The sequence below is a fragment of the Legionella nigrisilvae genome (assembly GCF_977063395.2).
On record NZ_CDRUGZ020000019.1, the window covers coordinates 566,430 to 579,025 of the forward strand.

Sequence of the window (12,596 nt, forward strand, 5' to 3'; positions counted from 1 at the left end):
AACGGTGATTACTATGATGAGATGTTTATGACTCCTCTTAGATATGACTTAATACCAATGCAGCTGAAATTATTGCAGCTGCTGGTAGGGTAATGAGCCAAGAAAAGAAAATTCTTTTAATAACACGCCAATGTGCTCCACCAACTCCGTTAATTAACCCAACACCAGTAATTGCCCCTGTTACGGTATAGGTAGTGGATACTGGAATGCCACATTGAGTCGCAATAAAAAGTGAAACAGCTGCTCCGGTTTCAGCAGCACAACCCTTCATGGGATCCAACTTTGTGATTTGAGTTCCCATTGTCCGCACAATCCGCCACCCTCCAGCCAAAGTTCCAAGACTAATTGCAGCCTGACATGAAATAACTACCCAAAATGGGACATAAAAAGGACCTTCAATCCATGCCGAGGAAAACAGTATTATGGAAATAATGCCCATCGTCTTCTGTCCATCATTGCTCCCATGGGTAAGACTTAGTAATGCGGAGGAGCACAATTGGAACCCTTTAAATAATTTAAATTTAGTATCTTTTTTATTGTGCAGAAATTTAGCAAAAAAATAAGTAATAACCAATGCAATAATTAAACCAAGCGCGGGTGATATAAAAATCCCTCCAATCACTTTAGCAAACCCTGACATTTTAAGTGAGGAAAATCCTCCCTTAGCAATAGCGGCGCCCGCCAGCCCCCCAATAAGCGCATGGGATGAGCTGGATGGAAGTCCATAAAACCAAGTAACCAAATTCCAGAAGATGGCGCCAATCAATGCGGCTAAAATAAAATGAGTATCAACAAAATCAGACTCAATCAAGCCACTGCCTATAGTTTTTGCTACCGTGAGATTAAAAACTAAAAATGAGATGAAATTAAAAAAAGCGGCCCATATGACTGCTTGCTTGGGGGAGAGAACCTTCGTGGTCACAATAGTAGCTATAGAGTTTGCGGCATCATGAAACCCGTTGATAAAGTCAAAGATATAAGCAACTAAAATAACAAAAAGTGTAAATAAAATAGCTGTGTCCATAGCAATAGCTCCTTGTGCCATAGCTTGATAACCTAACGAAAACACAGCCTACCTAGAATAGTTTATCTTGGGTGAGCAATGCGAAATCTCTACGCTCTGCTTTGGATGAAACTCAGGTTTTGCAATCTTATTCTACTCCATTCAATCCTTAGGTTCGTATTTGCTCTGTTTCCTCAGGCTGCTAAACATAGTAACTACTTTTAGTCATTAATTTAGATACTACACGCATTAATTGTTTAACCATGTAAGGGAGTTCAATTGCTCCAGCGTTCAACGCTGTAGCTGCATGTTGTTCTTCGTCTTCTTTCATTTTAACGAGAATCGCATGTGATTTTTTATCTTTTGGGGGTAATTTTTGTAAATGACATCTTAAATGATCTGAAACTTGGCGCTCCGTTTCGGCAACAAAACCTAAACTTACTTTATCTCCAGCAAAACCAGCAAATGCTCCTAATAAAATTGAGCCAGCATACCAGAAAGGATTTAATAAACTTGGTTTTGAACCGAGCTCAGCCAATCGTTCTTCACACCAAGCTAGATGATCTATTTCTTCAGCGGCTGCATCACTCATTTGTTTTTTAATATGGGTTAAATGTGCTGTTAAGGCTTGGCCTTGATACAGGGCCTGGGCACAGACCTCCCCTGCATGATTGACACGCATAAGACCAGCTACATGTTTCTTTTCTTTAATAGAAAGATCGATGTCAGTAAATGATTCTGCTGGGGATGGACGAGTATTTATCCGCTGCGCTGGGGGAAATAAAGTACGTAGCGCATTGTCTACTTCGGCGATTAGGGTTTCCAGTATACTCATAAGTAAATGGTTTCTTATTGACAATTGACCACTATAGTAGCTTGAATATCATCAGGATTGAAGTCATTGTTAGTTTTTGCCGATCCTGTCGTTATAGACCCCTCTATTTATTAGAAAGTGTTTGACCTACATCAACCCATTCATTCTCCACGGAAGGGTTATTTTTTTGTACCGCTCTTGTTGTATTTCTCGGGTTAAAAGAATTGTTTGGATCTACATCAACCCATTCATCCTTCACAGAAGGGGTTCCTGTGCGTTTTAGGTGCGTGCTTACATTGCTACCAACGGGGGGAACCACGCTAATCGTGATTTCATTGTGTTTCGCAGGTTGACTTTCTTCAGGGTAAATAGTTTGCCTTCCTAACCGATGCAAAATACCTACAGAAGAGATGAGGGTCATTAATGAAAGCATCGCCCCTGATGCAGTGGGAAGGGAGACACTGATTAAAGAAAAAAGTTGAACAAAAGGATAAGCTAGATTACTCAATAGGGTAAGTGCTCCTGGCCCCATAGAGGGCATTAGTGCTGCCGAAATAGGTGGAGCAAAAAACGAGAGAGCAACTACCGCAGCACCGATAAAACATACCGAAGCTAATGCGCTGAGAAATCCTAAAACGGGATGGACTCTTTGAGCTTCCTTAAAACTCGTTATGGGCGAGGTTATGGTGCGCGTTAGATAATAAGCCCCTTTAAATAAACCTTCCAGCCCCATCGTAACAAGCAATAAAGCACTACGGATGCTCTGTGTGAACCAATTAGTAGGAGCCCAAGAAAGTGTTATGTTTTTTAAGAATGAAAATGTTTCACTCAGAAAATTAAGTGGGAACTCCGTAAAAAACGAGAGTAAATTGGTTAACGGAGCAGTAATGAATTTTAAGGTGATAAAATAAGCGAGTTTGGATCCTTTAGGATCAGATGGCCAGCCTAAAAAGTAGTGACCAAAATGATAATTATCCCTTACTTGTGTATCAATAAGAGGCAAGAAGGTATCTTGCCAGGCCTTTTTCCAAAAGGAAAAAATTGACATATCTAAAGTTTTGGGGGCGTTTTGAGTCTGGAGTTTTGCTGCTGCATCGGTTACTGGATTTTTTAGAGCGTCTAATAGGTTTTGGGGAGAAGGATCAAAATTGCTGTTTAACCTATCTGCTAAAATCTCGATGAGACTGCCTGTATGGTAACCGCAAGTAATCCCATCAAAAAAAGATTGGGTCCCCAAAGAGTAATAAGTTGCAGAAGGGATTCGTTTAGAACTTATATGGTTTAAATCGACATTAAGCTCTTTGCTTGCCCATGGGTTTAAAGAATGAAATGCAGCTCCGAGGATCCCGATGACAGTATTTTTTGAGCGATTACTCGCAAAAAAACGTTTGGGATTGCTGTACTTGGAATCATAGATTTTAGGTACTCCATTGGGTGGAAGATGCATGGTAACAATATGCTGTTCAGTGGCTCCCTGACCTTCAACTCCAAAGAGAACATGCTTGTTGGTTAAATTGTTTTCTTCAAGATAATTCAAGAAATGGTTAAGTGATTTCACTGGTATCGAGTTATGCACAATAACCACGTCACCGCGCTTTTCAAAGCTGTATCCTAAGCGAGAGGGTTTATTAGTGAATAAATACGGATAGATCAAGTTACCAAGTGGGAAATAGCCTGTCATCAATATTCTTTGGATTATTTCTGATTCATTTAAGTATACATTGATCAGTATTAAGGCATCCTTAAGTTAGGTTAATTCACTTCGAATGGATGCTTTATCCGAATACCCTCTTCGTTATTGGTTAAGCCAATTTTGTAAAGCGTTCACCGTTTCTTGGTGAACTTTAAGAAGTTGCTCATAGAGTGTCGGAGGGTAGAGTTTCGGATTCTTTTGAAAGTGTTCTTCTAATATCTCACAGGTATGGCGCATGCGGAGGGTACCACAATAAAGTGCACTACTTTTCATTTTATGCGTTAACTTGTTGATTTCAACAAGATCTTGATTGTTCCAAGCTTGAGCAGTTTTAATTAAATCTTTGGTATTTTCTTCGATAAGAAGGTGCAGTATTTTTTTGAGTGCTTCTTCTGAACCTAGATTGTTAATACCCTCAGTACGATCAAATAAAGGATACTCATCAAATTGCAAACTAGATTCTGGCGGTGTGATCGTCCCATTAGCTGGTGAAAATTTGGAATTGCTATATCGAACTAATAGCTCCTGTAGCAAATGAGTGCGAAGTGGTTTCGTGATTACTTGGTTCATCCCAACATTTAGGCATTCACTTTCAATATCAGCTATTGCATGGGCCGTCAAACCAATGATGGGGGTGGGAGGATGGTTATGGCTTTGTTCATACTGACGCAGCTTTTTAGTTAATTCTATTCCGTTAGTGTCAGGTAAACCAATATCACTTAATACCCAATCAAAAGTATGAGATTGAAATAGCTCTAATGCTTGGGTACCTGTTGAGGCCGAGAAAAATCGGATGCCAGCTTGTTGTAAAAGATTTTCTATCAAAGTTAAAGCAATAGCATTATCTTCAATAATTAGCACTAGAGGAGAATGATTTATTTCTTTAGAAGCTGTCCGATTTACAAAGGAGGTGAACGAAGTGGGCTCCTGAGCATCGACCGGTTTATTCGCGCTTTGAGCAGGAACCGTTAATGTGAAGGTGGTTCCAACGTGAAGCGTAGAGTCGACCCTTATCTTGCCTTTTAGAAGTTGGGTATAACGTTTCACGATATGTAAGCCTACTCCATGCCCTGAATAAATGCCCTGCGATGAAGGGGTTGCGCGATAAAAGCGTTTGAAAATTTTGTCCTTATCTTTAGGTCTAATTCCCGGACCCGTATCTTTGACAAAAAATTCAAGAAATGCTTTTCCATGATGTAATTTCGGCCTCACTCCAATTTCAATAAAACCCTTTTCCGTGAATTTAACGGCATTTCCTAAAAGATTTAATAAAATTCGATGCAGTTTTACCGTATCGGTAGTTATCCATTCGGGCGTATTGCAGTCAATACTAATTAATAAATCCAATTTTTTCAAAGCGATGGTTGGACGTTCAAGATCTGCAATACTGTGGATTAAATCCTGCACATTACAAACGGATTCCTTAATGATATTTTCTTGCTGGCTACCTGCAGCAATTATATCCAGTACCCCATTAAGTAACGCTAAGAGCTGTTCTCCGCTAATGTTGATCATACGCGCATGTTCTTTTTCGCGGGTATTTTGAGCTTCTTGTTCCAGAATGCTCGAGATCCCAATAATTCCACTTAAAGGTGTACGAATATCATGACTCATATTGCGAATGAATTCGTCTTTGGCATAATTCGCGGCTTCTGCTTTTTCTTTCGCTCTTTTGAGCTCTGATTCAATTTTTTTTAGGTGAGTAATGTCAATGGTATTGCCAAGAATGCCGATAATGTTCCCTGATTTATTCAACAAAGGTCTTTTAGTCGAAAGTAAAATCACCTCTTCGCCTGATGGCAAAAGAGTTTTCTCTTCTCGTGACAACTCAACATTTTTTTCAATCACTTCCAGATCATTTGCTCGATAGATGTTGGCGGTTTGTTTACCAAAAATTTCATAATCGGTTTTGCCGAGAATTTCATTTTCATCGCATTTATGGATAAATTTCATATGATAAAGACTTTGGACACAGCGTTGATTCATACCCGACCAGACACCGTTTAAGTCTTTCCAGTAGACATCTCCAGGTACCGCATCAAGCAGATTTTTCAATTGGGTATATTGTACTTCCAGATGTTCAATTTTATTTTGTAAGGTATGAACTGTTTTTTTTAAATCAGCGATTAAGTGAGCAGTGTTGGAAGTTTCTTTTTTTGCCATTTTGTTCCGTGATAAATATAAATTTAATTCAGCGTAATTTTGAGTGCCCAAACCTAACAAACATGAATTATCCTGTATTTTAAGGCTTGGTCAATCGCCTCTATTGACACAAAAATTAAATAAGTGTCCACTTATTTTTAAGCATAGCATAGATAAAGATCTCTAACTTTTTATTAATATAGGTTTTTTATTGAATTGATTGTTCTTAAAATCGATATCATGTTTTATTTGCATTCTGTTATAATGTGCAAAACTGAATATCCGGTAATCTCATGCTCACTCCTGATGGACATTGTGCAAATAAGATCGAAAAAGTAATGCTGTTGGCATTGTGGGCTAATACTTTAAGAGACGAAATTCAGACACAAGGCTTATCCGAAACAAAAAAATTAATCTTTGCAGGTCTTGGAAAACCTACCTATCCTATTAATACACATACGATTGCATCGTATCTTTCATATTGGCAAAAACTAGACCATTTAACCAATAAATGGAAAATAGACCCTCACCAGGTTGAAGAAGATATTGCTATCGATTATGGGGATCCTCGTGGTGATTACGGACCACGAGAATTAATGGCAGACATTATGTCCCGCTGGTATGAGACTGAAATTAAACCGCACAACGTATTATTTACTGTAGGAGGTATTGGTGCCTTACGAGTATTATTTGAAACCTTTAATACTCATTATGAAGACGTTCCGGGATATCGAATTATCACCCCTTTCCCTTATTACAGTGCCTATTCCAACAATCCATTGCATTGCTTGCATCCTATTCATGTAATGGATGCGCCGGGATATAAACTTACCGCACGAGCAACAGAAGAAAGCATTAAGGAAGCTTATTCCCTTGCTGAAATGGATCACGGCTGGCCCAAAGCCATCCTAATTTGTAATCCATCCAATCCTCTCGGAAACATTATTGATGCAATTGAGTTAAAAAAAATTGCGGAGGTTTTACGAAAGTATCCTGATTTGTACATCATTTTCGATGAAGCTTATACTGAAATGAGTTTTTCAGAGATGCCTTCCTTCTTAAAAATTGCCCCCGATCTTAAAGAACGAGTGATAATCTTACGTTCGGCAACAAAGGCCTTGTCTGCAGCTGGGGAACGCATGGCGGTTCTTTTAGTATTCGAATCCAGTTTGATGAATGAAATGCTCAATAAAAACATAAGCTACTTTATCCATGCGCCGCGTTCAGCCCAAGCAGCTTACGCACAAACTATGGCTAATTTTGGGGCTGAGGAAAAAAATAATATTGCTGCATTTTATAAGAAAAAGGTCGATTATGTGGTTGAACGGTTAAAAGCCATGGGAGCGGCAATGCCCGATCCTTTATATCAGATAGAAGCTACTTTTTATGTTCTTGCTGACTTTAGCGATATGTTCGGTCTGCCTTTGCCAAAAGATGTTGCTCGCGTTTTACAAAGATCGGGTGTAGTAAAGACGGATGAAGAGCTAGCCTATTATCTATTATTTGAAGACAATCTTATGATTACCCCTTTATCCTATTTTGGGTTGTCAAAACATGATGGCTTCATGCGCATTACATGTAGCGGTCGTGAAAATGAACTCCATGATTTGATGGATCGATTGGAGAACAGGTTATTTGGATCACGAAAAAATAAGAAGGATGTTCTATTAGAACGCATCAATCACATGCTTCCTGAATTAGAGAAAATGGATGCCCATATGTTTGACTTGATTTGTCAAAAACTGCAGGCAACGAATATGGAAGAAGATACGTGTCTGAATTTAAAATCAAAGAATCAAATTATAAGAAAAATTTATGATACGGTAGTTGATTTTTTTGAACTTATGAAACAAGAGGCCTAATCAATCTGGAATAACCCCGCCTGCATTGTTCTGCAATCCTATTACTAATTATACCGAAGCTCAGCCCGTATACCTGAAACAATCATTTCGTAGGATACAGGCTAAACAAAAATGAAGAGTAGTTAATTCTGAATAAATTGTTTGATTGTTAGAGTTAATCGATTCACTAACTCATCTATCTCATCTTCATTAATGATCAGTGGGGGTAGAAGTCGTACTACAGTATCCGCAGTAATGTTAAAAAGTATGCCATTTTCTAGACCGAGTAAACGCATGTCAGCGGCCGGACGGTCCAGTTCAATTCCTATCATATATCCCTTACCACGAATTCCTTTAACGCCGGGATGTTCACCAAGATTTTTAATTAATTTTTCCATTAACAGCGGACTGTTTTTGGTAACTTTCTCACAAATTTTGTCACGTTCTATAACTTCTAACACCGTTAAAGCAGTAGCACATGCAAGAGGATTGCCTCCAAAAGTTGAGCCATGATTTCCTGGTTTAAATAGATCTTTTGCTTTTTTACTCATCAGACAAGCACTTATAGGAAGGCCATTACCTAAACCTTTTGCTGTAGTCAGAATATCAGGTTGAATGTCATAGTGCATGCAGGTAAAAAGTTTGCCGGTGCGACCATTCCCGGTTTGAATTTCATCCAATATAAGCATCCAATCATGTTGTTCGCAAAGTTTGGCCAAAGAGCGAAGATAACTTTCCTCTGCTGCATGAATCCCTCCTTCTCCCTGAATGGGTTCAAGCATAACCGCAACCACATCCTCTCTATTGGCTGCAATAGTATGGACGGCATCCAAATCATTAAAAGGAGCGCGAATGAAACCGGGGACCAAGGGTTCAAAACCTGCTTGTACTTTTCGGCTTCCTGATGCGGTTAAAGTTGCCATTGTACGGCCATGGAACGCGCGTTCCATCACAATTATGGAGGGTGTTTCTATTCCTTTTTTATGGCCAAAAAGACGGGTTAACTTAATGGCCGCCTCATTGGCTTCAGCACCGGAATTAGCAAAAAAAACCTGATCCATGCCTGCCATAGTTGTTAGTTTTTCGGCAAGTAATTCTTGTTGTTTGATGTGAAAGGTGTTCGATGTATGGAGTAGTTTAGCTGCTTGCTGCTGTATGGTTTTTGTGACATCAGGATGAGCATGGCCTAATCCACAAACCGCGATACCACTTAAAGCGTCAAGGTAGGCCTTGCCTTGCTCATCATACAACCAAATCCCTTCTCCATGGGTGAAAGTTATTGGCATAGGATTGTAACTCGTAATTAAAGCCATAATGTTTTCCTTAAAAACTGAAGGATCTCCACTCAAAATTATCTCCCCCAGAAGGGAGAGATAGGTTGCGGTCACATTATAGACATAACTTTCTTCCCTATGCTATATGAGGGAAGGGATCCATGGTAAAAAGAATGATTTTTATTTAAAATTACTGGCTACAAAATCCCAATTAACTAAAGACCAGAATGCAGTGACATAGTCAGGGCGTGCATTTCGGTAATCAATATAATAGGCGTGTTCCCATACATCACAGGTCAATAGAGCGGTTAAACCTTCAGTCATTGGGGTTCCTGCATTGCTTGTACTAATTATTTTTAAAGCACCGGCATTATCTTGAACAAGCCACGCCCAGCCTGAACCAAAAGTAGCTATGGCGGTTTTTGTAAATTCTTCTTTAAATGCGCTGAAGGAGCCAAAATGTTTGTTAATTGCTTCGGCTATTTTGCCTTTAGGCTCACCGCCACCATTAGGGCTTAGGCAATGCCAGTAAAAGGTATGATTCCAAACTTGGGCAGCATTATTGAATACTCCCCCTTTTGCTTTTTTGATGATCTCTTCCAGATCCATGGATTCAAATTCGGTACCTGGGATTAATTTATTTAAATTGGTCACGTAAGTTTGGTGATGTTTGCCGTAATGATACTCTAAGGTTTCACTGGAAATGTGAGGTTCTAACGCATTCTTGGCGTATGGTAACTCAGGCAATGTAAATGTCATCCTAATCTCCTATTATTTTTATTCAGTGCGAGTAAGTGTAGCAGGAAGGGTATGATATTCAATGAAGATTATCCACAATATATAAAAAAAGTAGTTCAGTTTTGAACAGTAGAAGTGCTTATAAGCAGAGTATACTGTGGGCTTGTTGCTTACTATTAGAGCAAATGGAGCATTAGTTGGCATTTAAATTAAGATCTGTTAATCTATTAAGCTAAAAATTTATTGGTTGCGGGTTTTATAGGTTTTCGCGATAATGAGCAATAATTAACTTATTATAAGGTGTGTGCGTGGATACTTTAGAAAAAATTAAAAAGCAAATAGCGGAAAATGCCATTCTGCTTTATATGAAAGGCACGCCGAAGATGCCACAATGTGGATTTTCTGCTCGTGCAGTACAATGTATCGAATCTTGCGGTGTAGATTTTGCCTATGTAGATGTTCTTGCTAATCCTGATATTCGCCAAACATTGCCACAATATGCTGATTGGCCTACTTTCCCCCAACTTTATGTGAAGGGTGAGTTAATCGGTGGTTCTGATATCATTGCTGAATTATTTCAACAAGGTGAATTAGAGCCCATGCTGCGTGATGCAATTGCTGCATAATATAATTAGTTAATACCATAATAATAACGACAATGATGGAGATCATAGAATGAGTGTATTAGTGGGACGAAAAGCTCCTGATTTTACCGTAGCGGCTGTTATGCCTAACGGTGAGATTATGGATAAATTTAATTTGCACGAGCATTTAAAAGGTAAGTATGGACTCGTGTTTTTTTATCCTCTGGATTTTACTTTCGTATGTCCTTCTGAGTTGATTGCTTTAGACCATCGTATTGATGAGTTCAAAAGCCGTAATGTTGAAGTGGTTAGCGTTTCAATTGATTCACACTTCACTCACAATGCATACAGAAATACACCAATTAACAAGGGTGGTATTGGCTCAGTGCGCTATGTTATGGCTGCTGACATGACTCATAGCATTTGCCAATCCTATGGAGTTGAACATCCGGCAGCAGGCGTTGCATTCCGTGGAGCATTTATTATTGATACCAATGGCGTAGTTCGTTCACAAATCGTAAATGATTTGCCTATTGGTCGTAATATGGATGAAATTTTAAGAATCATAGATGCAGTACAGCACTTTGAAGAAAATGGTGAAGTATGTCCTGCAGGTTGGGAAAAAGGTAAAGCAGGTATGAAGGCATCAACAGAAGGTGTTGCTGCTTATTTATCAGAGCATTCCGACTCCTTGTAAAAAAGATCCCGGGAGACACCAAGAGTCGTCCCGGGAAATGAAATGTCCCGCTCTAGTATCGTGAAACAAATTATTGTTCACCTATCCTAACTAAATATTTTGCTGTGCGGTTTTCCAGATGTTGACCATACGGCAAAATAAATCGGCGGTTTTTTCTGCATCATAAATAGCTGAATGTGCTTCTTGAGCATCAAAAGGAATTCCTGCTGCTTGAGCTGCTTTGGCTAAGACGGTTTGTCCATACATAAATCCACCTAATGTGGCCGTATCGAAACAAGTAAACGCATGAAAGGGGGATTTAACTCCCGTTCTTTTGATGGCTTCCTTTATAAATAACAAATCAAACCACGCATTATGCCCCACCAAGACAGCACGTTGGCATTGAGTTTTTTTTAGTGCAGCAAAAATAGGTTTAAATAGATTTTCTAAAGCAGTTTTCTCATCTAACGCAAAACGTAGAGGTTGGTATGGATCTATTTGATTGAATTCTAAGGATTTTTGATCCAATTCAGCGCCTGGGAAAGGCAAAATATGTTCAAAATGACTTGCCCCACGATGAAAATTTCCGTGTTCATCCATAGAAACTAATACGATACACATTTCTAACAATGCATTCTTGCATGGATCTACTCCGGCTGTTTCTACATCAACCACTATAGGCAAAAAACCACGAAATCGTTCTTTTATATTCATATTAAATACACTATCGCTTGGGCGCATGAATACTCCATGGAATGGTTTCACCTGCAGCGATGGGAACAACTTGGCTGGAGCCTAAAGGCAGATAAGCGGGTATGGTTTGAGGAGATTTAATTAATTCAATATGTTGTTGATTGATCGGTAGTTGATAGAACTCGGCACCAAAGCGACTAAGAAAATGATTGAGTTGTTTTAACTGGTTCATTTCATCAAATACCTGCGTGTAAAGAGCGAGAGCAAATGGTGCAGAATAAATTCCTGCACATCCACAAGCACTTTCTTTGGTACTGACGATATGAGGAGCACTATCCGTTCCCGCAAAAAACTTAGAATTACCGCTACACGCGGCCCCTAGTAACGCTTTTTGATCGTGTTCATGCTTTAAAATAGGTAAACAATAATAATGGGGTCTCAGCCCCCCAGCCAGCAACTTATTACGGTTATATAATAAATGATGTGGAGTAATCGTTGCTGCAACTGTTGCTGGGGCATCGGTGACATATTCGACCGCAGCCCGCGTTGATATGTGTTCAAGCACTATTCTTAGTTTGGGAAAATTTCGTACGATCGGCTTTAGATATTCCTCTATAAATAAGGACTCACGTTCAAAAATGTCACTATGGGTTACTTCTCCATGAATTTGCAATACCAGGTTGCTACTTTGTAACACTTCAAAAAGGGGATAAAGATCAGTTAACGACTTTGCACCTGCCTCTGAATTGGTCGTTGCCCCTGCTGGGTACAGTTTGGCACCAAGAATATAAGAAGTTTTCGCTGCTTCTTTTAATTCTTCAGGACGTACGAAATCATTCAGATAAAAGGTCATATACGGTTCAAAGGTAGCCCCTTGAGGGAGTGCTTTTAGAATTCTAGTTCTGTATTCACTTAGGGAGGACAATGAGGTTAGAGCTGGCTTAAGATTTGGCATTACTAATGCGCGAGCAAAATGCTGGGCCGTATCAGCCACAGTGTGTTCTAGCATCTCATTATCTCTAAGATGGACATGCCAATCATCCGGACGATTAATTATTAGCGTTTGCATAGTAAAGATTCCTGCGTTTTTGCCGATAATTAAGGATAACATGAAACAAGTCACGAGAATGAGTAAAAG

General features: G+C 39.3%; 11 protein-coding genes. 3 read left to right on the forward strand and 8 right to left on the reverse strand.

Going from position 1 to position 12,596, the window contains the following annotated elements:
- Window positions 1–37 precede the first annotated feature (37 nt).
- The 4 genes from ACWTE2_RS07560 to ACWTE2_RS07575 form a co-directional block, all read right to left on the reverse strand.
- Window positions 38–1,024, reverse strand: coding sequence for an inorganic phosphate transporter (locus ACWTE2_RS07560; protein ID WP_454784855.1), 987 nt, complete (start codon window positions 1,022–1,024; stop codon window positions 38–40).
- A gap of 181 nt (window positions 1,025–1,205) precedes the next feature.
- Window positions 1,206–1,838, reverse strand: coding sequence for a 2-polyprenyl-3-methyl-6-methoxy-1,4-benzoquinone monooxygenase (gene coq7 / locus ACWTE2_RS07565; protein ID WP_454784856.1), 633 nt, complete (start codon window positions 1,836–1,838; stop codon window positions 1,206–1,208).
- 103 nt (window positions 1,839–1,941) lie between these two features.
- Entirely contained in the window at window positions 1,942–3,498 is a 1,557-nt protein-coding gene (locus ACWTE2_RS07570; protein WP_454784857.1) for a hypothetical protein, read from the reverse strand.
- 114 nt (window positions 3,499–3,612) lie between these two features.
- Window positions 3,613–5,673: an ATP-binding protein gene (locus ACWTE2_RS07575; RefSeq protein ID WP_454784858.1), complete on the reverse strand. Its 2,061-nt coding sequence runs from the start codon at window positions 5,671–5,673 to the stop codon at window positions 3,613–3,615.
- Between the two features lie 272 nt (window positions 5,674–5,945).
- Between ACWTE2_RS07575 and ACWTE2_RS07580 the strand changes: the two genes are divergently transcribed.
- Window positions 5,946–7,514, forward strand: a complete 1,569-nt coding sequence (locus tag ACWTE2_RS07580) for a pyridoxal phosphate-dependent aminotransferase (protein WP_454784859.1) — start codon at window positions 5,946–5,948, stop codon at window positions 7,512–7,514.
- 122 nt (window positions 7,515–7,636) lie between these two features.
- Here the strand turns inward: ACWTE2_RS07580 and ACWTE2_RS07585 are convergent, their stop codons facing one another.
- Together ACWTE2_RS07585 and sodB are read right to left on the reverse strand one after the other, a co-directional pair.
- Window positions 7,637–8,806 carry an aspartate aminotransferase family protein gene (locus tag ACWTE2_RS07585; RefSeq protein WP_182392158.1) on the reverse strand — a complete coding sequence of 390 codons (1,170 nt, stop codon included), beginning with the start codon at window positions 8,804–8,806 and terminating at the stop codon, window positions 7,637–7,639.
- A 141-nt stretch (window positions 8,807–8,947) separates the two neighbouring features.
- Window positions 8,948–9,526, reverse strand: coding sequence for a superoxide dismutase [Fe] (sodB, locus tag ACWTE2_RS07590; protein ID WP_454784860.1), 579 nt, complete (start codon window positions 9,524–9,526; stop codon window positions 8,948–8,950).
- A gap of 287 nt (window positions 9,527–9,813) precedes the next feature.
- Between sodB and grxD the strand changes: the two genes are divergently transcribed.
- The gene (gene grxD, locus ACWTE2_RS07595) at window positions 9,814–10,131 is read left to right on the forward strand and encodes a Grx4 family monothiol glutaredoxin (RefSeq protein WP_182392160.1); all 318 of its coding nucleotides are present in this window, start codon (window positions 9,814–9,816) and stop codon (window positions 10,129–10,131) included.
- Between the two features lie 49 nt (window positions 10,132–10,180).
- Window positions 10,181–10,786: a peroxiredoxin gene (locus ACWTE2_RS07600; protein WP_454784861.1), complete on the forward strand. Its 606-nt coding sequence runs from the start codon at window positions 10,181–10,183 to the stop codon at window positions 10,784–10,786.
- A gap of 90 nt (window positions 10,787–10,876) precedes the next feature.
- On the opposite strand, the gene rnt is transcribed toward ACWTE2_RS07600, so the two are convergent.
- Window positions 10,877–11,506, reverse strand: a complete 630-nt coding sequence (rnt, locus tag ACWTE2_RS07605; RefSeq protein ID WP_182392162.1) for a ribonuclease T — start codon at window positions 11,504–11,506, stop codon at window positions 10,877–10,879.
- Complete coding sequence (gene pyrC / locus ACWTE2_RS07610) at window positions 11,490–12,527, reverse strand: dihydroorotase (RefSeq protein WP_182392163.1); 1,038 nt, start codon at window positions 12,525–12,527, stop codon at window positions 11,490–11,492. The genes rnt and pyrC overlap by 17 nt, the downstream gene beginning before the upstream one ends.
- Between the last annotated feature and the right edge of the window lie 69 nt (window positions 12,528–12,596).